We start from the raw sequence: 22,973 nt of genomic DNA on the forward strand, positions 1-22,973 counted from the left end.
CATCGCTGAATCCCTTGTTTTGCAGCGCAATGGCTGTGTTGCGGCCGAATCCCGTTTCTTGGGCAATATCTGGAGCCGCCGTATAAGTGCCCGTAGATTAAGGATTTTCTTAACGAAGTCTAAACCTCTATTGCCGCGCCGCTGTCGTTTTGTGTCCTTTCGGCAACAGGGCTTACGGAAGGCTTACGCAAATCACCCTTTCCGAGAAGATGTCGATTGCGTGACAGAGCACGTCTTGTATTTTCACTCTCGGAAGCGAGGGCGATTGATCGTCCACTTCTTGAAACGCGAGGATAGGACAGGGAATACCTTCGGGTAGTTCTTATTCTCGATAAAAACTTTGACTGGAGGTCAATATGAACATCAAGAGCCTTCTTCTCGGCTCCGCTGCTGCGCTTGCAGCAGTTTCCGGCGCTCATGCAGCCGACGCTATCGTTGCTGCTGAGCCTGAGCCGCTCGAATACGTTCGCATCTGCGATGCATACGGCGCTGGTTACTTCTTCATCCCGGGCACCGAAACCTGCCTCAAGATCGGCGGCAAGGTTCGTACCGAAGGTCAGTGGTACGACCCTTACAACCCGAACACTCACTTCGGCACCAAGTGGCACACCCGTGCTGAGCTGCGTCTGCAGACGGCTTCGGACACCGAATACGGCCCGCTGAAGACCAACACTGAACTGCGTTGGGACTGGAACGACGGCAACGCAACGGCTACCAACCTGCTGCACGCCAGCATCAGCCTCGGTGGCTTCCTCGTCGGTAAGGAAGACTCTCAGTTCAACGTCTTCACCGGTTACGCCGGCGACGTCATCAACGACGACGTGGTCTATGACGGCCCGTACGAACTCAACCAGATCACCTACAACTACGATGCCGGCAACGGCTTCACAGCTGTGATCTCGGTTGAAGACAGCAACTCCGGCGCAGGTGCAACCGGCGCTAACGGCGAAGACAGCCACAACCACTACGCTCCTGACGTTGTCGCCGGTGTTGGCTTCAAGTCCGGTGCATGGGCATTCAAGGTCGTCGGCGGTTACGACTCGATCGTTGAAGAAGGCGCTATCAAGGCTCGTGTTGACGCTGACTTCGGCGCATTCTCGGCCTTCTTGATGGGCGGCTGGAACACCGATGGCAGCAAGCTCAACAAGTATGCCGGTTCCAACGGCGGTGGCGATGCAGCTACGATCGGTTGGGGTGACTGGGCTGTTTGGGGCGGTGCAAGCGTTCCGATCAACGAAAAGCTGAAGTGGAACCTCCAGCTCGCCTACACCGACAACAAGACCTTTGCCGCTACCACGAACGTCAAGTGGAACCCGGTTAAGAACCTGCTCATCGAGCCGGAAGTTTCTTACACCAACTGGGATAAGATCAACGAAGACCAGTGGGCCGGTATCCTCCGCTTTGAGCGTACCTTCTAATCTGATTTGACTTCGGTCATCTGAGATTTCTCACTTCGGTGAGGAAGAGCCCGGCCTTCTGGCCGGGCTTTTTCTATGGCACGTGAACCGTTGTGTTTCTTTTCGAGTATTGGGAAGAGAAACGTGGTCGCTTTTTGATTGTGAAATTTTCTCTCTTAATATTAACTTGTAAGTTGCGCCTTCTTTAAAGGTAATCTGAAGTAGAGCGTCGCTTCAACTGCGGCGATGTTGTGACAGTTTTGCGACGTGATTTTTGTGCAACGCACCTTTTGAAACGCGCGTCATAAATGACGATAGTTTGTATCTGATATTGCTCTGAAAAAAACGATCTGTAGGTTCCAAATCGGAAGCAAGACTTAGTTGTCTTGGTTCTCCCAGATCAGGGGTCAACTTTGAAAATCTAGGTGGGGTGGGGCGCGTCGTTTTTCTCGGCGTGAGGACTCATACCTAATTGATATTGAAACTGGAGTTTCTAATGAACATCAAGAGCCTTCTTCTCGGCTCCGCTGCTGCGCTGGCAGCAGTATCCGGTGCTCACGCAGCCGACGCTATCGTTGCCGCTGAGCCGGAGCCGCTGGAATACGTTCGCATCTGCGACGCATACGGTGCTGGCTACTTCTTCATTCCGGGCACCGAAACCTGCCTCAAGATCGGCGGCATGGTCCGTACCGAAGGCGGCTGGTACAATGCCTACAATCCAGGCCCCGGCGGCGACCGCGGCACGTACTGGCATACCCGCGCTCAGCTGAGCATCGACACTGCATCGGACACCGAATACGGTCCGCTGAAGACCAACACCGTTTACCGTTTCGACTGGAACGACGGCAACGCCACCACCACCAAGCTGCTCTGGGCTAACATCAGCCTCGGCGGCTTCCTCGTTGGTAAGCAGGATTCGCAGTACAACCTGTACACGGGTTACGCTGGCGACGTCATCAACGACGACGTGATCTATGACGGCCCGTACGAACTCAACCAGTTGACCTACAACTACGATGCAGGCAACGGCTTCACGGCTGTCGTCTCGCTCGAAGACAGCAACTCTGGTTCGGATGCTTCGTCTTACGGCGGCGCTTGGGTTCAGTCGAAGGCTAACCACTACGCTCCGAACGCTGTTGCCGGTGTTGGCTACAAGGCTGGCAACTTCGGCTTCAAGGTCGTCGGCGGTTACGACTCGATCGTTGAAGAAGGCGCTGTCAAGGCTCGTATCGATGCCGACTTCGGCGTCTTCAAGGCCTTCTTGATGGGCGGCTGGAACACGGACGGCAAGAAGCTGAACCAGTATGCCGGTTCGAACCTGAACGCATCTGCTTGCCCGGTCGGCCGTGGCGATCTCTGCGGCTGGGGTGACTGGGCTGTTTGGGGCGGCGTCAGCGTTCCGATCAACGAAAAGCTGAAGTGGAATGTTCAGCTCGCCTACACCGACAGCAAGATTTTCGAGGCAACCACGAACGTCAAGTGGAACCCGGTTAAGAACCTGCTCATCGAGCCGGAAGTTACCTACACCAACTTCGATTCTGTGAACCAGGATCAGTGGGCTGGTATCCTCCGCTTCCAGCGCAGCTTCTAATTCGGTACGCCGATACGAAGTCGACAAATTTTCCGATCTGACCTCCGATCGGAAGAGGACAGGCCCGGTTTTCCCAACCGGGCCTTTTTTATTATGCGCGGTCCAAGTGGTGAGAGGGCCGCCTTAAGGCGCTGAGAGAAAGCTCAGAATGGCTTCCGGGATATCGCCGAGATGCAGGAGAGGGGCGTGGCCCTGGCCAACGACCTGCTTGATAACCGTGCCCGGGTGCCGGTTCGCCATATCTTCGACGGTGCGGATGCTTAGCAGCTTGGTGTTTTCGCCGCGAATCACCATCAGCGGAGTGCCGTCGAATGCCTCGAATTGCGGCCACAGGTCCGCAAGAGGCGCTTCAAGGTCGAGCGATAGCAGTTGTTGGGCGATGGCCGGGTCATAATCGGCCACGGGTTTGCCGTCGCCGAAGCTATAGATCGCGGCGGCCATGTCCCGCCAGTCGTCGTCGCTGAGCGCGGTGAATGCAGCTCCGTGGTTCTCTCGCAAAATGGCAACGGCATCGTCCCGGTCGACCGGTTTCCGGTCTCGATTGAGGTAGTCGCGGATTTCGATGAGGCCCGGCTTTTCAAGCACCGGTCCGATGTCGTTGAGAATGGCCGCTTTCAAAAGATCCGGACGGCTGGCTGCGAGCAGATGCATGACCAGGCCGCCGCGTGAGGTGCCGATGAAGACGGCTTGCGGGATGTGAAGCGCTGCGCACAGGCTAATGACGTCCTGGGTTTCGACCACGAGATTGTAGTGGGATTTGTCCGCATCGCGTTCGGACCGGCCGCGCCCGCGCGCATCGAGCGTGAGCACCCTGTAGGGCGTTGCTGGATGATGAGCCAAGAGCATGGCCAACTGGTGGAAGTCGCGCGAATTGCGGGTCAGACCTGGCAGGCAGATGATGGGCGGCCGTGCCTGCGTTGCCTGCTCGTCGCCGGTATAGTCTCGAACATAAAGCTTCAGGCCGTCCTCGGCCGCTATCGTACGAGCAAGAAAGCCGTTTTCATCATCGCTGCGCATGCATCATGCCTCGTGCTTGGGATATCACGAGAAATGTAACGTCAATCCGCCGGCTTGCACAACCTGCGCCGCGCAAGCCGGCGTGGTTAGGTGCGGCCGTTGACGAGATCGCTGACGATATCGGTCTTCTGCCCGAGCCGAGCCTTGTAGACCTGATAGTTCTCCATGACACGCTGGACATAGTTGCGTGTCTCGGGGAAGGGGATACGCTCTATCCAGTCAATGACGTTGTCGAGCGACTTGCCGCGTGGGTCGCCATAGCGGGCGATCCATTCGGGAACCTTGTTGGGGCCGGCATTGTAGGCGATGAAGGTCAGGATGTAGGAGCCGCCGAACGTGTCGATCTGCTCGCCCAGATAGTGGGCGCCAAGCGTGGCGTTGTAGCCGGCATCCTGCGTCAGCTTTTCGGCGGAATAGGCCATGCCGTGCCGGACGGCGACGGCCTTGGCTGTCTTGGGTAGCAATTGCAGCAGGCCGCGGGCATTGGCCGAGGAGACGGCTGCCGGATTGAAGGCGCTTTCCTGGCGAGCGATGGCATAGGCAAGCGCCTTGCCGGAGCCGGAGATATTGGCGTTCTGCGGAATAACGCCGATCGGGAAGGCGAGCGCTGCCACGTCGACACCACGACCATAGGCGATCTTGCCGATCTGCAGGGAGAGCTGATGGTTGCCGGAGCGTTCGGCCTGGGCGGCCAGCAAGGCGATTTCGCCGGGGCCGTCGAGCTGTCTCGCGAGTGCCCGGTAGAGCGCCTCCGCGCGCCAGCCATGTCCGGCTGCTTCAAGTCTCGAAATTGCCTGCACCGCTTCGCGCGCCTGGAAGCGCTGACGATCATCAGGCGAGGGGGCAGGATAGGTGACGTTCAGCGTCCGCCGGCCAAGCTTCTCGGCGGCAAGCTGGCCATAGAAGGTGCTGGGATAGGACGCTGCCTTGGCATAGAAATCCGCTGCCTTGCCGGGGCCGCCGGCTTCGGCTGCGCGACCGAGCCAATACCAGCCGCGCGATTGCGAGATCGGTCCGTTCGACACCTGCAGGATCTTGCGGAAATGGGTCGACGCACTCGCGCCATCCTGAAGGCCGCGCAGGGCGTACCATCCGGCATGGAATTCGGCCTCTCCGACATCCTGCGGGCTTTCCGCGACGCTGGCGTCGACGACGCGATAGGCATCCTTGAAGTCGCCCTGATCCACCAGCCCGCGGCTGACGATACGTTGCTCATTCCACCATTGGCCGGGGCTGACGAGGACGCCGCGATCCCGTGGCATCTGTCCGAGCAGGTTGGCGGCATCGTCATATCTGTTCTGCCGGCGTAGGTTCTTGATGCGCATGTAGAGATAGGCAGGATCCTTGCGCCATTGGGCGTCGATCGCGGCAATCAAACCATCGGCCTTGCTCGAACGGTCATTGACCGCAGCCCAGGCCTTGTAGAGCGACTGCGCTTTCCCGAGGTCGCCGAAGCGTTTCGCCTGGGCAGTACGGTCGCGGTAAAGCAGAAAGTCCATGCGCCCCTTATGATCGGCGGGTGACAAAAGTGCTGAGAATTCAGCGAGGATCTTGTCCTCGAAAGGCTTGTCCAGCGCCTCGGTGCGCCAAATCTTACGGATCAGTTTCGCAGCTTGCGACGCGGAACCGCGAGCAACGAGCGCCCGCGACAGGATTACCGAGCCTTCCACGGTTTCCGGCTGGGTGCTGCCGAAGGCGGCGAGAATTTGTTCTGTGGACGGATTTTCGACGTAGAGCGCCCGCTCCGAGTTCGCACGGAGGCTGCCAAGGCCTGGCCAACCGACGAGTTCGCGCGCCGCGGCAGCGATTTCGCCGGAAGGAATGCCTTGCTGGCCGGAAGTCGCGATCGCCCAGGTCAAAATGTGGCGATCAAGCGTGCCTTCGCGCATGCTGTTGCGGATGGCGAGCGCCTGCATCGGGTTCTTGTTGGAGAGTGCGTCCAGACCGGCCTTCAAGTCGCCGCTGAGGGGGGCTATGGCGGTGCCACGCGGTATAGAAGCCGTGTTCATAGGGTCCGGCATCGACATTGCGACGTCGGCGCGGTTCGTTGTCTGCTGGCCGGAGGGTTGAGACGCAAAAGCGCCCCATGCGACCGCCAAGCCTACGGCGGTCCAGATCATCACAGGTCTTTTCATCCGGCTACTCACAAAACAATCAGGCCCTTTCCATTTGCCTAATGTAATATTAACGAAACCTTACCGGCGGTCCGACTTTCAATCAATTATCATATCGGAAACTGCCCCTCACCAATCAAAGCGCGCTTGTCCCCGTCAAGCCGGCGCTTTATGGTGCGCGGATTCATAACCATGGATTGCGGCTTAAGCATGAAGGCAGCGCCGCTAGGAGACTTGTATGTTCCAGGGGTCCATTCCCGCACTTGTTACACCCTTTACTGACGCCGGCAAGTTTGACGAGGCTTCTTTCGCCTCCCATGTCGAGTGGCAGATAAAAGAGGGTAGCCGCGGCTTGGTGCCCGTGGGCACGACGGGTGAATCGCCGACCTTGTCGCATGACGAGCACAAGCGCGTCGTCGAGCTTTGCATCGAAGTGGCGAATAAGCGCGTTCCCGTCATGGCCGGCGCAGGCTCGAACAACACGCGCGAAGCGATCGAGCTTGCCCAGCACGCCGAAAAAGTCGGTGCCAATGCCGTTCTGGTGGTCACGCCCTACTACAACAAGCCCACGCAAAAGGGTCTGTACGCCCATTTCGCTGCCGTTGCCGAAGCGGTGAAGGTGCCGATTTACATCTACAATATTCCAGGCCGCTCCGTCGTGGACATGACGCCGGAGACGATGGGTGCACTCGCCAAGGCCTATGGCAACATTGTCGGCGTGAAGGATGCGACCGGCAAGATCGAACGGGTTTCCGAGCAGCGCATCACTTGCGGCCGCGATTTCCACCAGCTCTCCGGTGAGGATGCAACCGCGCTTGGCTTCAATGCCCATGGCGGCATCGGCTGTATTTCCGTGACGGCCAATATCGCGCCGCGCCTCTGCGCGGAGTTCCAGGCTGCGACGCTCGCCGGCGATTATGCCAAGGCGCTGGAATATCAGGACCGCCTGATGCCGCTGCACAAGGCGATTTTCCTTGAGCCTGGTCTTTGCGGTGCAAAATATGGTCTTTCCCGTCTCGGCCGCATGAGCCGCAATGTCCGCTCGCCGCTATTGTCGACCCTGGAGCCGGGCACGGAAGCAGCCATCGATGCGGCGATGCGCCATGCCGGCCTGCTGAACTGAGGCTGACTGTAAGTCCATTGCGCAAAAACTTCCGCGAGGCCGCTCTCTTCACAAGGAGGGCGGTCTCGCTTATTTAGAGTGCAGAAACTTGGCGCGCCCGTGGCCGCTGCCGGAATGATAAAAGAAAAGAAGAAGAATCATGGCCCCTAAAGGCAGCCAGCGCGTGGTGAACAAGATCGTGGCGGAGAACCGCAAGGCGCGTTTCAACTACGAGATTATCGACACCTATGAGGCAGGCCTCGTGCTTAAGGGCACGGAGGTCAAGTCATTGCGTGAAGGCAAGGCCAATATCGCCGAATCCTACGCCTCGGACGAAGATGGTGAGATCTGGCTGATCAATTCCTATCTGCCGGAATATCTGCAGGCGAATCGCTTCAATCATGAGCCGCGCCGCCGCCGTAAATTGTTGCTCTCCGGTCGCGAAATCGGCCGGTTGCGCTCGGCCATCAATCGCGAGGGCATGACGCTGGTGCCGTTGAAGATCTACTTCAACGATAGCGGCCGTGCGAAACTTGAGTTGGCGCTCGCCAAGGGTAAGAAGCTCCACGACAAGCGCGAATCCGAGAAGGAGCGCGATTGGAACCGGCAGAAGAGCCGTCTGCTGAAAGACAACGGGTAAAATCGCAGCGAGTTTGTGGAACACTCATCTGCTCGGCATTCGGCCGGGAGCGATCAGATACAGGCTTAGTGGCAGCCAAAGCGTGAATTCAAAAGCCGCGGGTCAGGAACTATCCGGCTCTATTGCTCGGCATCGGCTTCCGTATGAGATACATCCGCGGTGCGGTGCGTCCGTTCGGAAGGTTCGCGGCCGATCTCTGCTTTGAGCGATACGAGATCGATGAAATGATCGGCCTGGCGGCGCAGATCGTCGGCAATCATGGGCGGCTGGGTTGCCATGGTCGAAATGACCGAAACCTTGCGGCCGCGGCGCTGCAATGCTTCCACCAACGTCGTGAAGTCGCCGTCGCCGGAGAAGATCACCAGATGATCGACGGTCTCGGATTGCTCCATGGCGTCGATGGCAAGTTCGATGTCCATGTTGCCCTTGATCTTGCGGCGCCCCATGGAGTCGGTAAATTCCTTCGCCGGCTTGGTGATGACCTTGTAGCCGTTATAGTCGAGCCAATCGATCAGCGGGCGGATTGAAGAATATTCCTGATCCTCGATCAGGGCGGTGTAGTAATAGGCGCGGAGCAAGTAGCCACGTTTCTGGAACGCTTTCAGGAGCTTGCGATAGTCAATATCGAAGCCGAGGCTCTTGGATGCAGCGTAGAGATTGGCGCCGTCTATAAAAAGTGCAATTTTCTCGCGTGGGTCAAACATCGCTTACATATCCACTGTTACAAAAACGTAATCTTTTTATTCAAAGGTAAGCTAAAACAATGCCTTGTACAGCGTCGTAGAATAATCCGAATTACTTTATGAATTATTCATATATTCGAGATTTAGGGCACGACCAGCGATATTCCAAGCAATCTTAGGTAGAATGCATCATTTGTCTAGGGGAATTTTAGCACTTTCTGGGATGGCGCGCAGGCGCTCAAACAGGAAAAACTTGAATTTGCCATCGTTTGCTTGTATCGGCGTGCTACTCCGAGACATGATGACGACATCACGACCGCAAAGGACAGGCAATGGCCCGTGTCACAGTAGAAGATTGCATTGATAAAGTTGAGAACCGGTTCGAGCTCGTGCTGCTTGCCAGCCATCGTGCCCGCCTGATTTCGCAGGGTTCCTCGATCACCATCGACCGCGACAACGATAAGAACCCGGTCGTTGCGCTACGCGAAATTGCCGATGAGACGCTGTCGCCCGACGATCTCAAGGAAGATCTGATCCACTCGCTGCAGAAGCATGTTGAAGTGGATGAGCCCGAGCCCGATCCGGCGAGCCTGCTGGCAACTGGCGGCGCTTCTGCTTCCAGTGAAGAAGAAGAGGATGCCCCGGAAGCCGTTACTTTCGACCAGATGTCGGAAGAAGAACTGCTTGCCGGCATCGAAGGCCTTGTTCCGCCGGAAAAAAGCGACGATTACTGATCGTCGACCTTGATGCTCCGGGCAGGAGCGATATGATGAGGGGATGCGTGCGCCGGTCAGATGACTGGCGCGCTTTTGTTTTGGCGGGAGTAGCCTTGGAATGATGCGGCAATATGAGCTTGTTGAGCGGGTGCAGAAGTACAAGCCCGATGCCAACGAGGCGCTGCTCAACAAGGCTTATGTCTATGCGATGCAGAAGCATGGCCAGCAAAAGCGCGCAAGCGGCGATCCCTATATCTCCCATCCCCTCGAAGTTGCGGCCATTCTGACCGACATGCGTCTGGACGAATCGACCATCGCGGTCGCTCTCCTCCATGACACCATCGAGGATACGACGGCGACCCGTGCCGAGATCGACGAATTGTTCGGCGAGGACATCGGTCGCCTGGTCGAGGGGCTGACGAAGATCAAGAAGATCGATCTCGTCACCAAGAAGGCGAAGCAGGCCGAAAACCTGCGTAAGCTGCTGCTCGCCATTTCCGACGATGTCCGCGTACTTCTGGTCAAGCTCGCCGATCGCCTGCACAATATGCGCACGCTCGATCACATGTCGCCGGAAAAGCGTGCCCGCATTTCCGAAGAGACGATGGAAATTTACGCGCCGCTGGCCGGCCGCATGGGCATGCAGGACATGCGCGAGGAGCTCGAAGAGCTCTCCTTCCGTCATATCAACCCGGAAGCGCACGACACGGTCACCAAGCGGCTGGAGGAGCTGTCCAGGCGCAACGAGGGCCTCGTCAAGAAGATCGAAACCGAACTGCGCGACCTCCTCGTCGCCAACGGCCTGGCCAATGCCATGGTCAAGGGTCGGCTGAAGAGCCCTTACTCGGTCTTCCGCAAGATGCAGTCGAAATCGCTCTCTTTCGAGCAGCTTTCGGACATCTATGGTTTCCGCCTTCTCGTTGACGATATTCCCTCCTGCTACCGTGCGCTTGGCATCGTGCACACCCGCTGGCGCGTCGTGCCCGGCCGGTTCAAGGACTATATCTCGACGCCGAAGCAGAACGACTACCGATCCCTGCACACCACGATCGTCGGCCCATCCAGCCAGCGCATCGAACTGCAGATCCGCACCAAGCGCATGCATGAGATCGCCGAGTTCGGTATTGCCGCGCATACGCTCTACAAGGACGGCGCAAACACCAATGGCGATGGCGATGTTCTTTCACGGGAAAGCAGCGCCTATTCCTGGCTGCGTCACACCATCGAAGCGCTGGCCGAGGGTGACAGCCCTGAAGAGTTTCTTGAGCACACGAAGCTCGAGCTGTTCCAGGATCAGGTCTTCTGCTTCACGCCCAAAGGCAAGCTGATTGCTCTGCCGCGCGGCGCCACGCCGATCGATTTCGCCTATGCCGTCCATACCAATATCGGCGACACCACTGTCGGGGCCAAGATCAACGGTCGCATCATGCCGCTGGTGACGCGATTGACCAACGGCGACGAAGTCGAAATCATCCGCTCCGGCGTGCAGGTGCCGCCTGCAGCCTGGGAAGAGATTGTCGTCACCGGCAAGGCGCGCGCCGCCATACGTCGCGCAACCCGGCTTGCCATTCGCAAGCAATATGCCGGGCTTGGCCATCGCATCCTGGAGCGCACCTTCGAGCGCGCCGGCAAGGTATTTTCGCGGGACGCATTGAAGCCGGCCCTGCATCGCCTCGGCCAGAAGGATGTGGAAGATGCCATCGCCGCCGTCGGGCGAGGGGAGATGTCGTCGCTCGACGTATTGCGCGCCGTCTATCCCGATCATCAGGACGAACGCGTAACCGTCAAGCCGGCCGGCGACGAAGGCTGGTTCAACGTTCACAGCGCCTCCGGCATGATTTTCAAAATCCCCGGCAAGAACAAGGCCGATCTCGCCGATGGCGTCGAAGCTCCGCCGATCCGCGGTCTGGCGGCCAATGTCGAGGTGCATTTCGCACCGACAGGCGCCGTCCCCGGCGATCGTATCGTCGGTATCATGGAAAAGGGTAAGGGGATCACCATATATCCGATCCAGTCGCCCATCCTGCAGCGGTTCGATGATGAGCCGGAGCGCTGGATCGACGTGCGCTGGGATTTGGATGAGGCCAACAAGTCCCGCTTTGCGGCTCGTGTGCTGATCAACGCCCTGAACGAGCCCGGCACCCTGGCGAAGGTCGCGCAGACCGTCGCCGACGTCGATGTCAATATCCGCGTTCTCAACACTGCTCGCGTCGCTGCCGACTTCACCGAGATGGCGTTGGACGTCGAAGTTTGGGATCTGCGTCAGTTGAACCAGCTTCTGGTGCAGCTCAAGGAACTCGATTGTATCGCCACCGTAAAGCGGCTTTATGAGTGACGCCATTCGGCGTCGCGGACTGATCGAGTGCAGCCTGCATATTTTGTGATCATTTTATGACCAAAAACGAGCAGCTTTCCGGATAGCTATGCACATATAGCATATCTGTGTCTATGTTAGAGAGCTGGTAATTAACCCTTGGCGCGCCTATCTTCTGGTCATCGAAGAAATGAAACAGAGATGAGAGAAGATAATGTTTAGCCCGATCAAGAAAATCGCCCGCGCCCTGCGCGTCCCGAGTGTCGAAGAGCGCGAAATGGCTTACCTGAATGGTTCGCATGACCGTTTTGACCTTGAATATCGTCAGCGCCAGGTTGACCGCGGTCTGTTCCGCCAGCGTTAATTGCTGCCAATACTTCCAAGTCCAGGAGGGGCGCGTAAATATTGCGCCCTTGGAGCTTCCCGATCTTGCGGGAATGCTCGCCGGAAACTCGCCGGAAATGAGAGGGCGTCCTTGTTTCCGTGTCTCGATTAGATGACGTTCCAAAAAGAGCCGTAGTTTCGGTTCTTAATCGGCTTGGGATGTGTTTGGCCGGTCTTGTCATGACGGCCTCCAGTGCACTAGATAAGCCGCATGCTATTTCGTCGCCGAAAACCACTGACACTGAAGGAAAAACTGCGGGAGCACATCTGGCCCCGTAAAGGTTTCGTTCGCTCTTTTCAATATTTTGGCAAGCGCCTTGTTCGCCTGGCCGCGTCGCCGCATTCGGTTGCGGCTGGTTTTGCAGCGGGGATCGTCGTGTCGTGGACGCCGTTTATCGGTGTGCATTTCGTGATGGCGATCATCATCGCCTATCTGATCGGCGGCAACGTCATCGCCTCCGCGCTCGGCTGTCTGGCTGCCGGCAATCCTATTACCTACCCCTTCATCTGGGCTTTCACCTGGGAAATCGGTCATTTGATCCTGGCGCGCGATAGCGGCAGTCAGGGCGGCGTCGATCTCCCGGCACTTTGGCATAAGGGCGATCTCCTGCAGATCTGGGATCCGGTCCTGAAGCCGATGCTGATCGGTGGCATTCCGCCCGCGATCGTCTCCGGCGTGATCGTCTATGCGCTCACCTATTACGGCGTGAAAACCTTCAAGACGCGCCGTAAGGAGCGCCTGATGGAGCGTGCCCGTGAGCGGCTGGCACTCGCCGATAACGCCTCGAGCGTCTGAAACTGACGTCGTCCGGGTCCGTCGGGAGGGCCGCATCATGATTATCGGTATAGGCAGCGATCTCATCGACATCCGTCGTGTCGAGAAGACAATGGAGCGCTTCGGCGCCCGGTTCACCGATCGCTGCTTTACGGATGTCGAGCGCGCCAAATCGGAGGGCCGCAAGAACAAAGCCGCATCCTACGCCAAGCGCTTTGCCGCCAAGGAAGCTTGCTCCAAGGCATTGGGCACTGGATTGGCGCAGGGCGTCTTCTGGCGAGATATGGGTGTCGTCAATCTGCCGAGCGGCAAGCCGACCATGCAGTTGACCGGCGGTGCGGCGGAACGGCTGAACGCTATGTTGCCGAAGAATCACCGCGCCGCCATTCATTTGACGATAACGGATGATTTTCCTCTTGCTCAGGCCTTTGTGATCATCGAGGCGCTGCCGATTGAGGGCTGAATCGCTGCTAGATGTGGCTTTTGGCGCTAGCGGCATTGCCGCGATGATTTGAAGCGAGTAGAGAGAGCCTGAATGCAAGTTGCGCCGGTGGGGTGCGAAAAAGGAACAAGACTGCGTGTCCGAGAAAGCCGTTAAACAGCAGAATGCTCTGTGGGAAAACATCAAGGTCATCGTTCAGGCACTTGTCCTGGCCATGATCATCCGCACGGTTCTATTTCAGCCATTCACCATTCCGTCAGGCTCAATGATGCCGACGCTTCTTGTCGGCGACTATATCTTCGTCAACAAGTTCGCCTACGGCTATTCGAAGTATTCGCTGCCGTTCTCGCCGAACCTCTTCAGCGGCCGTATCTTCGCCAGTGAGCCCAAGCGCGGTGACGTGGTTGTTTTCCGCTTCCCGCCCAATCCGGATGTCGATTACATCAAGCGCGTCATCGGCCTGCCGGGCGACCGCATCCAGATGAAGAACGATATTCTCTACATCAATGGCCAGGCCGTACCGCGCGAGCCGCACGGCACCTTCTCGTCGGATTACAGCCAGGAGCCGGGCGATCACATCCCCGTCTACAGCGAACGGCTGGCAGATAGCGGCAAGGTCTATGATACGCTGGATCTTTCGCCGAATTCGCGTGGCGACAACACGCAGGAATACGTCGTTCCGGCCGGCCATTATTTCATGATGGGCGATAACCGCGACAATTCCGACGATAGCCGTTTCGATGTCGGTTACGTGCCGGCTGAGAACCTGATCGGTCGCGCCAGCGTCATCTTCTTCTCGCTCGGTCACGATACGTCGTTCCGCGAGATCTGGAAATGGCCGACCAACATGCGTTGGGATCGTCTCTTCAAGGTTGTCGAATGACGAAAGTGCAGGCGCTCTCGCAGGCGGATCGTGCCAAGCTTGAATCTATAATAGGCTACGAGTTCGCCGAAAGGGATCGTCTCGATTGGGCGCTGACGCATGCCAGCGCCCGCACGCACAAATCGGGTAACTACGAGCGGTTGGAATTCCTTGGCGACCGGGTCCTCGGCCTGTGCATTGCCGAGCTTCTGTTCCGCACCTTTGGGACGGCGACCGAAGGCGAGCTTTCGGTGCGCCTCAATCAGTTGGTCAGCGCCGAGACATGCGCCGAAGTCGCCGATGAGATGCAGCTGCATCTCTATATCCGCACCGGCGCCGACGTGAAGAAACTGACCGGCAAGCGCATGCTCAACGTGCGCGCCGATGTCGTCGAAAGCCTGATCGCAGCCCTTTATCTGGACGGCGGCCTTGAAGTGGCCCGCACGTTCATTCTGCGCTATTGGCAGCGCCGAGCGGTCCGGCCCGATGGGGCAAGACGTGACGCCAAGACCGAGTTACAGGAATGGGCGCACGCAAAATTCGGCGTGACGCCGGTCTACAGGGTTGATGATCGCAGCGGACCGGATCATGATCCCCGCTTCACGGTGACCGTGGCAGTGGCGGGAACCGCGCCCGAGACAGGAATTGAACGCTCCAAGCGCGCAGCCGAACAAGTGGCGGCGACGCGGATTTTGGAGCGTGAAGGTGTATGGCAGCCTCAGTCGACTGAGAAGTGACTGCCTAGAAACGACGGAAAAGATGACCAATCAGCAAGATACGCCCGCCGAAGACGGCGCGGTTGAACATAGCGGCCCGACCCATTCCGGTTTCGTGGCGCTCATCGGCCCGACAAACGCCGGAAAGTCGACGTTGCTCAATCGGCTCGTCGGCGCCAAGGTTTCGATCGTCAGCCATAAGGTGCAGACGACGCGCGCCGTCGTTCGCGGCATCGCCATCCACAACAATGCGCAGATCGTATTCATGGATACGCCCGGCATCTTCAAGCCGCGCCGTCGCCTCGACCGGGCAATGGTGACATCGGCTTGGGGCGGCGCCAAGGATGCCGATCTGATCATGCTGCTGATCGATAGCGAGCGCGGTCTGCGCGGCGATGCCGAAGCCATTCTGGAGGGACTGAAAGAAGTCCCGCAGCCCAAAATCCTCGTGCTCAACAAGATCGATCGCGTTCGCCGCGAGGACTTGCTGGCACTTGCTGCGGCCGCCAACGAAAAGATCGCCTTCGACCAGACTTTCATGATCTCGGCCGAAAACGGCTCCGGTTGCGACGATGTGATGGACTATCTGGCAAAGATCTTGCCGGAGGGCCCCTGGTACTATCCCGAGGACCAGATCTCCGATCTGCCGATGCGTCAGCTCGCTGCCGAAATCACCCGCGAAAAGCTGTTTCTGCGCCTGCATCAGGAGCTTCCCTACTCATCGCATGTCGAGACGGAGAAGTGGGAAGAGCGCAAGGATGGCTCCGTTCGCATCGAACAGGTGATCTATGTCGAGCGGGAAAGCCAGAAGAAGATTGCCCTTGGAAAGGGTGGCGAGGCGATAAAATCGATCTCGACTGCATCGCGCAAGGAGCTCTCGGAGATCCTGGAACAGCCGGTACATCTCTTCCTCTTCGTCAAGGTGCGCGAGAATTGGGGCGACGATCCCGAGCGTTTCCGGGAAATGGGCCTCGATTTCCCGCATTAATGGAACTTTGCTCCGCTGAGTGCTTTATATTGCAACAGTTTATCAGGCGCGCGCCTGAGCTGATGCAACTCAGGGGAGCGTTCCATGGCGAAAGCCGCGACGATGCACGGGCAACGGACACCATGCCAGCAATGTCCGTTGAGGGCTCTTCCTCATTTTCGGGAATTCGAGCGCGAAGAGCTGAGTTTCATCAGCGGCTTCAAGAAGGGCGAGTTGCTCGTCGATGCGGGCGCTACGATCTTCCTGGAAGGGGCTCACAGCGCCCACCTTTTTACCATCTTGTCCGGCTGGGGCTTCCGATACAAGACGCTCGAGGACGGGCGGCGGCAGATTCTCAACTATGTCATGCCTGGAGACCTGATCGGTTTGCAAGGCTCGATCATGGGAGAGATGCAGCATTCGACGGAAGCGCTGTCGCCGGTCTCGCTCTGCGTTTTCGAGCGCACGGAATTGATGACCCTCTATAATTCCCATCCGCCGTTAGCCTTCGATCTGACCTGGATTGCGGCTCAGGAAGAGCGGATTCTGGACGAGCATCTGCTGAGCATCGGCCGTCGATCGGCAATCGAGCGGGCAGCCTATCTGCTCGCTTATCTGTATCAGCGCGCCAGCGTGCTTCACTTGTTCAACGGCAGCAAGGTCATTCCCATCACGCAGCAGCATGTTGCCGATACGCTCGGCCTCTCCGTGGTCCATACCAATAAGACATTGAAAAAGCTGGCTGGGCGCGGATTGATTCTTTGGCAGGATCGCGGCTGCAGCGTTCTGGATGCGAAGGGCCTCGCAGATGTAGCCGGTTGGCACAATCCCGATTCGGGCAAGCGGCCCTTCATTTGACGATATTTATTGTGATCGGCGACATGTCTTTTTTAAATGTCGGCTTCAACTGTACCAGCTTAGATTAATACGTCCGTCACTTTTCGACCAGTTTCATTCTTTACTAACCCCGGCGGCAAAAGCGATTGGAGCACATTGACGAGCCCATAGTACCGCAATGCAAAAAGTGCGAAGCGGGTTGTAGGCGAAGTCATGTCACAACAGACCTAGCCAGGAACGGATGGGAAACCTTCCATTCAATACGGGCCGATGATTGGCGCCGGAGGGATAGATGTGGAATTTCTTAACGGGCCGTATGGCTTGGCGCACGCATTCAGGGATGACGTTGAGATGACGCTTCAACGGGTCCTTATACTCGAAGACAATCTCATTATCGCGATGGAGGTGGAGGAAATACTGCGCCTTGTCGGGATCGGGCAGGTTGAGATTGCTTCGAATCTGGAACAGGCGGTCAACGCCATTCACTCCGATAACTATGACTTCGCGATGCTGGACGTCAATCTGGGGGAAACGACGAGCTTCGGCTTCGCTCGTCTGCTGCTGGAGCGCGGCATCGTCTTTGGCTTCGTCAGCGGTTACTCCGATACGCTCGATTTTCCACCGGACCTGCGGCATGTGCCGCTTTTGAACAAGCCTTTCGATGAGGAAGCCATGCGCCTCTTTGTCCAGATGCTCTCGGCCGCCGGAAGATCTTCCACCCCGTGACATCAGAAGACCTTCGCCCAAAGCGCTTCCGCCTCTCCTTGAAGCGTCGAAACGCTCTATCTTCTCGTCTTTAGCCATTGCGGACGGAAAACTGCGACGCACTTTTCCTGAAAATGCTCTAAACTCGAATCGAGACATATTCTTAGGATAAGCCAGCCGATGCAGTGGCAGGACAACGCGATCATCTTGGGCGTGAAGCGCCACGGCGAGACCAGTGTCGTCGTCGAGGTGATGACGCGGTCGCGGGGGCGCCATATGGGAATGGTGCGAGGCGGCAGATCTCGTTCCATGCAGCCCGTACTGCAGGCCGGCAATCTCGTCGAAGCGACCTGGCGGGCAAGGCTGCACGAGCATCTCGGTGAGTTCCGCATGGAGCCGGTGACGTTGAGGGCGGCGCGGCTGATGGAAACCGCCACCGCCGTCTACGGTGTTCAGGCGATGGCCGCCTTGCTTCGGCTACTGCCGGAGCGCGATCCACACCCGCATCTCTACGATGCCCTCGATGTCATTTTGGAAAACCTGCAGAACCCTGCCGATGCTGGCGAGCTTTTCGTGCGCTTCGAACTCGCTGTCTTGAACGACCTCGGTTTTGGCCTCGATTTGACCGAATGCGCCGCCACTGGCGTGCGCGAGGATCTGGCTTTTGTTTCGCCGAAAAGCGGGCGGGCGGTCTGCCGTGCGGCTGGCTTGCCATGGGCGGATAAGATGTTGGCGCTGCCGCCGTTTCTGACGAGCGGAGCCATGGTCGCTGCGGATGGAGACAGCCTGTCTGCGGCCTTTCGTCTGACCGGCTTCTTTCTGCATCGCCATGTCTACGAGCCTCGTGGCATACAGGTCGCGGCAGCACGAGATGGTTTCATTCAGGCGGCCATGAAGGCTGTCGTCATGATTTCGCGCGGCAATGATGCCGTGCCCTCCGATGTTGCTGCCGGGCGCTGAAAAGTCGCCGCCTGCGATGCCAATTGTCACGGCAGGTTCAGTAGGATGTGCGCGACGATTTGCGGAAAATATGTATTAAATCAATTATTTAATGTGCTGGATGCGAAACTGGAAGGTCGCAGTTTCTGCTTCTTTGACATCTGCGCATTGGCCCGAAAATCGATTCCGACTTTCGGGCCGATGCTGTAGTTGATTATCGCCGCTTGAGAGCCCAGCCTTCCGGCCGTGTCTCAAGAACCGTCACGTTATCGCCAATCTTCACCGAGCCATCGCCGCGCGGCACGGCATTCCAGCCGAAAAGCGGGCCAGGAACGCGGCGATCGGCCGACATGCGGATGCGACCCATCGCGGGCATGGGGTTCGGTACGTCGCGTGAGCCGGTCTTTTGGTCTTGCGTCGTCATGATGCAGCGCGAGCAGGGCTTGACGAGATCCAGACGAATGCCGCCGACCTCGATCGCAGCCCAGCGATCCTCGGGCCATTCCTCATCGATATCGATGACGATATTCGGGCGAAAACGCTCCATGCCGACGGCGCCTTCGCCGTGAGCGGCGAGATTGGCGTTGAGCGCCTTCAGCGAACCGGTGGTGGTGACGAGGATCTGATATCCATCGGCAAAGGTGACGGGCGTATCATCGCCCGCCCATTCCGGACTGGCTATGCGCTTTGCAAGCCTGTCGAAGAAGACCATCCTGACTTCGCGCCCCATCCAGGCCGACAGTGCCTTGTTGGTCTCGTCGTCGGCGACGGATGCATTGACGGCCGATTTCCAGACAACGACATCCATGCGGTTTTCGGGGTGAGGCGGCGGGACGATGATGTCGGGCTTGCCATCCATCTTGAGCCGCAGATAGGAGGGGCCAGGTTGAATGTCTATGCGGGCCAGATCCTGCAACTCCCGCTGGGTAAAGAAATGGCCGGAGGGGTCAACCAGCATGGCGCGACGATCGCCTGCCAGACCAAAGGCGTCGACGGCGGCTGATGGGATGGCGATACCGCGCGCGCTCTTGAGCGGGTAAATGAAAAGATCGCTGACGCGCATGGATAGCCCTCAGATTTCGTCGATGAACATAGCGAGCACGGTTTTCAGCCGGTCATGCCGTGCTTCGGCAAGCTTGCGCCCTGTCTCGGTCTGAAATCCATCCGCCAGCTTGAACAGCTTTGTCTCGAAATGGTCAATGGCGAAGCGCTTATCGTCTAGCGGTCGTTCTGTCGCAAGCGCATCGAAAGGATCGTAGAGAGACGAACCGAGACGGCCTGCGATGTAGAAGCAGCGTGCGGCGCCTACCATGCCGATCGCATCCAGCCGGTCGGCATCCTGCAGCATCTTCGCTTCTGCGGTTTCGGGCGGAAGATTGGCGGAGAAGCTGTGAGTGACGATCGCATGCGCCGTCGCGGCGATATCCTCCTCCGCCCAGCCAAGCCCCCGCAGAATGCTCGCTGCTTTCTCTGCGGCGAGCCGTGAAGCCTGCGCGCGATGTGGCGAATTCTTCTCCACGGCGACGCAATCATGAAGAAGCACGGCTGCAGCTAGAATACGGGCATTGCCGCCTTCTTCGGCCTGAATCGCCATGGCATTGCGGAAAACTCGCAGAATATGGGCGATATCGTGTGAGCCATCGTCGCCATCGGCAGCATGCGGAATGAGATCCGCAGCCAGCGTTTCGAACGGGGCAAAGGCTCGCGCCATCCTGTTGACGTCCATTATCGCACATACTCCGGAATGATCTGTGGGCAAGGCCACTCCTATCGGCCGAAAGGATTCGCTGCAATCACTCCGTCGCTTTCTTGCGCGTCAGGATCTTCTGATAGAACAGGCCAATGCCGATCAGGACTGCGCCGAGGCCGATGAAGGAGAGGGCGCGCAGGAAGCCTTCGAGGTTTGCCATGTCGATCAGGAACGCCTTGACGACGGCGATGAAGACCAGCACCGCCGAGGCGATGCGCAGGCTCCGTGCCTCGAAGCGGGCGCCAAGCCCGAGGAGGGCGATGCCGATAAGCAGCCATACGACAGAGTAGGAATAGAGTTCGCCTTGGATGAAGTCGTTCCAGAAGGGAATGTATTCCCCTTGCCAGAAGCGGCGCACCGTCAGCGTTGCCCAAGCAAAGGCCATTACGGCTGCTGCAACGGCCAGCATGCTGACATAGGGTAGGGGGCGCCGGTCTCGTGCGAGGAGCGCCAACCCGCCGTAGGCAACGGCTGGGAGGAGATAGCCCAGCAGCAGCAGGTTGAACAGCGGGATTCTTCCGGTGCTTTCTCCCGTTACGAATGGGTTCAGTGCCAGCAGGTGCAGCGTCAGGATCATGATGACAGAGAGCGTGCCGAGTGCCATGCTGCCGTACCGAAAGACGGGGCTTGCGGCGCTAAGGTCCAGGGCCATCAGCGTTGCGGAAGCGCCGATCGCCAGCAGCGTATAGATCGACTGTTCGCCGAGCGTCGGAACGGCGTCGTTGAGGACGCCACCGTTCATGGCATGGCGCACCAGGATGGCGATTGTCAGCAGAACGAGAAACGACGCCAAGGCCTGGAGCGCGCTGCGCAGCCGGATGTTGGGAGCGCGGCGGACCATGAAGGCAGCCACGACCGCAAGGGCTGCGGGGATGCCGTATCCCACGAGCAGCATGTTGAAGATCGGGGTGGTGCTAAGTTCGGACGGATCGACGATGGTCGGCTGCCAGGCGATGCGCGCCATGGCGACAATCAGTGCGGCGACCATTGTCCACGGCAGAACCGGCCAGTCACGCGCTCGTCCGATAAACAGATAGCCGATGCCGAGGACCGGCAGCAGGATGGTTGGTATGGCGTGATGCGCAAGCATATGCAAGGCAAACACTGAGGCCGCGAAGGAGCCGACAGCGAGAATGTTGGTCGGAAGGTTCCATCCGTCGCCCGAGCGGCGGTATTGCCATTCCGCGAGCGCAAGCAGCGCGACAGTGAGCCCTATGCCATAGAGGCCGTGCAGCCAGTCGAGCACCCAGTTGCCGAAATTGACGAAACTGATCGTGGCGATGGCCAGCGGCACGACGACCATGATCCCGCTCCAGAGCGCCGCGAAGGGTTTTTCATCGTCTGCAAAGCGCCGTAGAAACAAGGTGCCGATCAGCACGAAGATTGCACCGAGGCCGAGCGATTCGTAGATCACCATGCTTTGCATGCGTGCCAGCGCATCGACGATGCTGGGGTCGAGACCATAAATCCAGTTCGTCAGCAGGCCGGATATACCCAAAATGGCGGTGACGGCAGAGAGGATTGCGGCCCAGGCCGCGTGCAGTCGGCCAGCGCCAAAGGCAGCCACCGCTGCGACGATCGCCGCGAACATGAACACGGTATCGACGATGGGGTACCCGTAGAGGAGACTGTAGCCCAGCAGGCTTAGCGACACGGCAAGGGCGCCGATCGTTGCCGTCAGCGTCATGCCCAGCGGCGGCCGGGCGAGAAACGCGCCCCAGCCGCCAGAGCTGCGACGTTGCGGCGGATTGGCTTGCTCTTCCGTTTCGATGGTTGTTTCGTCTGCTGTCTCAGCTGCCTGATAACGCCCCGGCCACAGGAATATGGTTCCGCCGATCATGGCCAGCATCGAAAGCGTCACCGGCGTGAAATCCACGACCGGGCTGTTGGAGATATAGAGCAGCGGCCAGATGCTGAGCAATGCATTGGCAAGCGACGGCGCAATCAGCCAGCGACGCAGCCGCGATGCGAGCAGTGTCGCGAGCCATGTCAGCACGAGATAGCCGAAGAGGATCCAGGGCCGCGGCGCTGTCGATGCGATCAGGGCAGGTGTGACCATGGAAGCGAGCAGGCCGAGGCCCGCCAGCGCCTGTCCGTGCAACAAGGATAGCGCCAGGGTGGCAAGGGAGATAAGGGCGAGCAGAACGAAGGCTGTGGCCGGCCCTATGAAGCCGTAGATGCCATGCGCCGCATAGGTCGAGCCGAACAATGCGACGACGCCCGCGGCCGTCAGCACGCCGGGCACCATCGCATTCTGGAAAGGGTTGCCGAGGACCGGCGCGGAACGGCGGCGGATAATCTCGCCCGCTGCAACAAGCACCAGCCCGAAGATCGCCGCCAGCACGAGCCGGACGCCCGGGCTCAGGAGCCCGCTCTCGATGGAATACTTGACCATGAAGATGCCACCGAAGGCGAGCGCGATGCCGCCGACCCAGACCGCCCAGCGCGCGCCGATCGTGCTTTCCAGGCTTTCTCTCGGCTTCGTCGTTTCCGGGATTGTGATCGCGGGGCCGCCGTCGGTGAGCGTGTCGATGCTCTCGCGCGCAGCGAACTGTTCTTCGATGTCATCAGTGGAAGAGGCTTCGATCACGGCTTCGCTTGCCGGGCTCTGCTCGGGTCCTGTCGGCAGCGGCGCAACATCATGTTGCATTTCCTCTGTCGCAATCGATTCGGACAGCTCTGCGGGGAGCGCCTTGCCGGCAATGGCTTTTTGCAGCTCCTGCACGCGAATCTCTAGGCGCTTGATCCGTTGGTTGTATCCGAGCAGTATGAAAATGCCGGCGATTACGACGACAAGCGGCAGCAGTTCCATCAAGGCCTCTCCGTGGGCAATCCCCCGTACAATATACCAATTGGCTTGAACGGTAAGGGTCAGCTGTCAAATTCGCCCATGATTCCAGTGGATTATGTCGCACCATCGGGGGAAGGCGTGTCGGCGGAATGTTAGCTAGACCGGATTTACCGTTTGAAAATTATGGTTAATAGCCATTAACAATTCGTATTTACTGATAGAGCGAAGCAG

The 22,973-nt window shown here is 58.5% G+C and carries 20 protein-coding genes and 1 pseudogene; 15 read left to right on the forward strand and 6 right to left on the reverse strand.

All coding sequences use genetic code 11. The annotated features are described in order from the left end of the window. Positions 1-356 precede the first annotated feature (356 nt). Together ACIQJ2_RS17465 and ACIQJ2_RS17470 are read left to right on the forward strand one after the other, a co-directional pair. A complete protein-coding gene (locus tag ACIQJ2_RS17465) occupies positions 357-1,418 on the forward strand; it encodes a porin (RefSeq protein WP_199147372.1) in 1,062 nt (353 codons plus the stop codon). Positions 1,419-1,893: 475 nt separating this feature from the next. After that, positions 1,894-2,988 (forward strand): porin, encoded by a 1,095-nt coding sequence (locus tag ACIQJ2_RS17470; protein WP_400667204.1) that lies wholly within the window; start codon positions 1,894-1,896, stop codon positions 2,986-2,988. Between the two features lie 123 nt (positions 2,989-3,111). Here ACIQJ2_RS17470 and ACIQJ2_RS17475 read toward each other — a convergent pair whose 3' ends face one another. Then, a complete protein-coding gene (locus ACIQJ2_RS17475; protein WP_400667202.1) occupies positions 3,112-4,005 on the reverse strand; it encodes an alpha/beta fold hydrolase in 894 nt (297 codons plus the stop codon). Between the two features lie 86 nt (positions 4,006-4,091). Continuing rightward, positions 4,092-6,140: a transglycosylase SLT domain-containing protein gene (locus tag ACIQJ2_RS17480; RefSeq protein ID WP_400667200.1), complete on the reverse strand. Its 2,049-nt coding sequence runs from the start codon at positions 6,138-6,140 to the stop codon at positions 4,092-4,094. 217 nt (positions 6,141-6,357) lie between these two features. Between ACIQJ2_RS17480 and dapA the strand changes: the two genes are divergently transcribed. Together dapA and smpB are read left to right on the forward strand one after the other, a co-directional pair. Then, complete coding sequence (gene dapA / locus ACIQJ2_RS17485; protein ID WP_400667198.1) at positions 6,358-7,242, forward strand: 4-hydroxy-tetrahydrodipicolinate synthase; 885 nt, start codon at positions 6,358-6,360, stop codon at positions 7,240-7,242. Positions 7,243-7,381: 139 nt separating this feature from the next. Beyond that, complete coding sequence (gene smpB / locus ACIQJ2_RS17490; protein ID WP_199149029.1) at positions 7,382-7,861, forward strand: SsrA-binding protein SmpB; 480 nt, start codon at positions 7,382-7,384, stop codon at positions 7,859-7,861. Between the two features lie 119 nt (positions 7,862-7,980). Here smpB and ACIQJ2_RS17495 read toward each other — a convergent pair whose 3' ends face one another. Beyond that, positions 7,981-8,565 (reverse strand): NYN domain-containing protein, encoded by a 585-nt coding sequence (locus ACIQJ2_RS17495; RefSeq protein ID WP_199091787.1) that lies wholly within the window; start codon positions 8,563-8,565, stop codon positions 7,981-7,983. A gap of 311 nt (positions 8,566-8,876) precedes the next feature. Between ACIQJ2_RS17495 and rpoZ the strand changes: the two genes are divergently transcribed. From rpoZ to recO, 11 genes and pseudogenes are all read left to right on the forward strand, one after another. Further along, positions 8,877-9,278, forward strand: a complete 402-nt coding sequence (gene rpoZ / locus ACIQJ2_RS17500; RefSeq protein WP_199091789.1) for a DNA-directed RNA polymerase subunit omega — start codon at positions 8,877-8,879, stop codon at positions 9,276-9,278. Positions 9,279-9,378: 100 nt separating this feature from the next. Next, the gene (locus ACIQJ2_RS17505; RefSeq protein WP_199149028.1) at positions 9,379-11,595 is read left to right on the forward strand and encodes a bifunctional (p)ppGpp synthetase/guanosine-3',5'-bis(diphosphate) 3'-pyrophosphohydrolase; all 2,217 of its coding nucleotides are present in this window, start codon (positions 9,379-9,381) and stop codon (positions 11,593-11,595) included. 193 nt (positions 11,596-11,788) lie between these two features. Beyond that, positions 11,789-11,938, forward strand: a complete 150-nt coding sequence (locus ACIQJ2_RS17510; RefSeq protein WP_081615336.1) for a DUF3563 family protein — start codon at positions 11,789-11,791, stop codon at positions 11,936-11,938. 231 nt (positions 11,939-12,169) lie between these two features. Continuing rightward, positions 12,170-12,754: a DUF2062 domain-containing protein gene (locus ACIQJ2_RS17515; RefSeq protein ID WP_400667194.1), complete on the forward strand. Its 585-nt coding sequence runs from the start codon at positions 12,170-12,172 to the stop codon at positions 12,752-12,754. Positions 12,755-12,791: 37 nt separating this feature from the next. Then, entirely contained in the window at positions 12,792-13,196 is a 405-nt protein-coding gene (gene acpS / locus ACIQJ2_RS17520) for a holo-ACP synthase (RefSeq protein WP_199149026.1), read from the forward strand. Between the two features lie 115 nt (positions 13,197-13,311). Next, on the forward strand, positions 13,312-14,058 hold the full coding sequence (gene lepB, locus ACIQJ2_RS17525) for a signal peptidase I (protein WP_199088265.1): 747 nt from the start codon (positions 13,312-13,314) through the stop codon (positions 14,056-14,058). Beyond that, positions 14,055-14,774, forward strand: coding sequence for a ribonuclease III (gene rnc / locus ACIQJ2_RS17530; protein ID WP_199149025.1), 720 nt, complete (start codon positions 14,055-14,057; stop codon positions 14,772-14,774). Before lepB ends, rnc begins: the two co-directional genes overlap by 4 nt. Positions 14,775-14,796: 22 nt before the next feature. Then, positions 14,797-15,741: a GTPase Era gene (gene era / locus ACIQJ2_RS17535; RefSeq protein ID WP_199149024.1), complete on the forward strand. Its 945-nt coding sequence runs from the start codon at positions 14,797-14,799 to the stop codon at positions 15,739-15,741. Between the two features lie 84 nt (positions 15,742-15,825). Then, complete coding sequence (locus ACIQJ2_RS17540; RefSeq protein WP_400667191.1) at positions 15,826-16,578, forward strand: Crp/Fnr family transcriptional regulator; 753 nt, start codon at positions 15,826-15,828, stop codon at positions 16,576-16,578. 330 nt (positions 16,579-16,908) lie between these two features. After that, a pseudogene (locus ACIQJ2_RS17545) lies at positions 16,909-17,283 on the forward strand (response regulator); the annotation flags it as partial. A 159-nt stretch (positions 17,284-17,442) separates the two neighbouring features. Further along, on the forward strand, positions 17,443-18,222 hold the full coding sequence (gene recO / locus ACIQJ2_RS17550; RefSeq protein ID WP_400667189.1) for a DNA repair protein RecO: 780 nt from the start codon (positions 17,443-17,445) through the stop codon (positions 18,220-18,222). 193 nt (positions 18,223-18,415) lie between these two features. On the opposite strand, the gene ACIQJ2_RS17555 is transcribed toward recO, so the two are convergent. From ACIQJ2_RS17555 to ACIQJ2_RS17565, 3 genes are all read right to left on the reverse strand, one after another. After that, complete coding sequence (locus ACIQJ2_RS17555) at positions 18,416-19,264, reverse strand: MOSC domain-containing protein (RefSeq protein ID WP_400667187.1); 849 nt, start codon at positions 19,262-19,264, stop codon at positions 18,416-18,418. A gap of 9 nt (positions 19,265-19,273) precedes the next feature. Continuing rightward, positions 19,274-19,927: an HD domain-containing protein gene (locus ACIQJ2_RS17560; protein ID WP_400667185.1), complete on the reverse strand. Its 654-nt coding sequence runs from the start codon at positions 19,925-19,927 to the stop codon at positions 19,274-19,276. 67 nt (positions 19,928-19,994) lie between these two features. Then, on the reverse strand, positions 19,995-22,763 hold the full coding sequence (locus ACIQJ2_RS17565; RefSeq protein WP_400667183.1) for a DUF2339 domain-containing protein: 2,769 nt from the start codon (positions 22,761-22,763) through the stop codon (positions 19,995-19,997). Between the last annotated feature and the right edge of the window lie 210 nt (positions 22,764-22,973).

Source organism: Rhizobium sp. NPDC092011, assembly GCF_044756305.1.
Lineage (GTDB): Bacteria > Pseudomonadota > Alphaproteobacteria > Rhizobiales > Rhizobiaceae > Rhizobium.

What these genes read in the sequence shown, in the direction of transcription:
- acpS (WP_199149026.1), top strand. Translation starts at nt 12,792, where the DNA reads ATGATTATCGGTATAGGCAGCGATCTCATCGACATCCGTCGTGTCGAG.
- ACIQJ2_RS17470 (WP_400667204.1), top strand. Translation starts at nt 1,894, where the DNA reads ATGAACATCAAGAGCCTTCTTCTCGGCTCCGCTGCTGCGCTGGCAGCA.
- ACIQJ2_RS17495 (WP_199091787.1), bottom strand. Translation starts at nt 8,565, where the DNA reads ATGTTTGACCCACGCGAGAAAATTGCACTTTTTATAGACGGCGCCAAT.
- smpB (WP_199149029.1), top strand. Translation starts at nt 7,382, where the DNA reads ATGGCCCCTAAAGGCAGCCAGCGCGTGGTGAACAAGATCGTGGCGGAG.
- ACIQJ2_RS17515 (WP_400667194.1), top strand. Translation starts at nt 12,170, where the DNA reads ATGCTATTTCGTCGCCGAAAACCACTGACACTGAAGGAAAAACTGCGG.
- ACIQJ2_RS17510 (WP_081615336.1), top strand. Translation starts at nt 11,789, where the DNA reads ATGTTTAGCCCGATCAAGAAAATCGCCCGCGCCCTGCGCGTCCCGAGT.
- recO (WP_400667189.1), top strand. Translation starts at nt 17,443, where the DNA reads ATGCAGTGGCAGGACAACGCGATCATCTTGGGCGTGAAGCGCCACGGC.
- dapA (WP_400667198.1), top strand. Translation starts at nt 6,358, where the DNA reads ATGTTCCAGGGGTCCATTCCCGCACTTGTTACACCCTTTACTGACGCC.
- ACIQJ2_RS17465 (WP_199147372.1), top strand. Translation starts at nt 357, where the DNA reads ATGAACATCAAGAGCCTTCTTCTCGGCTCCGCTGCTGCGCTTGCAGCA.
- ACIQJ2_RS17475 (WP_400667202.1), bottom strand. Translation starts at nt 4,005, where the DNA reads ATGCGCAGCGATGATGAAAACGGCTTTCTTGCTCGTACGATAGCGGCC.
- ACIQJ2_RS17540 (WP_400667191.1), top strand. Translation starts at nt 15,826, where the DNA reads ATGGCGAAAGCCGCGACGATGCACGGGCAACGGACACCATGCCAGCAA.
- ACIQJ2_RS17560 (WP_400667185.1), bottom strand. Translation starts at nt 19,927, where the DNA reads ATGGACGTCAACAGGATGGCGCGAGCCTTTGCCCCGTTCGAAACGCTG.
- era (WP_199149024.1), top strand. Translation starts at nt 14,797, where the DNA reads ATGACCAATCAGCAAGATACGCCCGCCGAAGACGGCGCGGTTGAACAT.
- ACIQJ2_RS17555 (WP_400667187.1), bottom strand. Translation starts at nt 19,264, where the DNA reads ATGCGCGTCAGCGATCTTTTCATTTACCCGCTCAAGAGCGCGCGCGGT.
- ACIQJ2_RS17505 (WP_199149028.1), top strand. Translation starts at nt 9,379, where the DNA reads ATGATGCGGCAATATGAGCTTGTTGAGCGGGTGCAGAAGTACAAGCCC.
- ACIQJ2_RS17565 (WP_400667183.1), bottom strand. Translation starts at nt 22,763, where the DNA reads ATGGAACTGCTGCCGCTTGTCGTCGTAATCGCCGGCATTTTCATACTG.
- ACIQJ2_RS17480 (WP_400667200.1), bottom strand. Translation starts at nt 6,140, where the DNA reads ATGAAAAGACCTGTGATGATCTGGACCGCCGTAGGCTTGGCGGTCGCA.
- rpoZ (WP_199091789.1), top strand. Translation starts at nt 8,877, where the DNA reads ATGGCCCGTGTCACAGTAGAAGATTGCATTGATAAAGTTGAGAACCGG.
- rnc (WP_199149025.1), top strand. Translation starts at nt 14,055, where the DNA reads ATGACGAAAGTGCAGGCGCTCTCGCAGGCGGATCGTGCCAAGCTTGAA.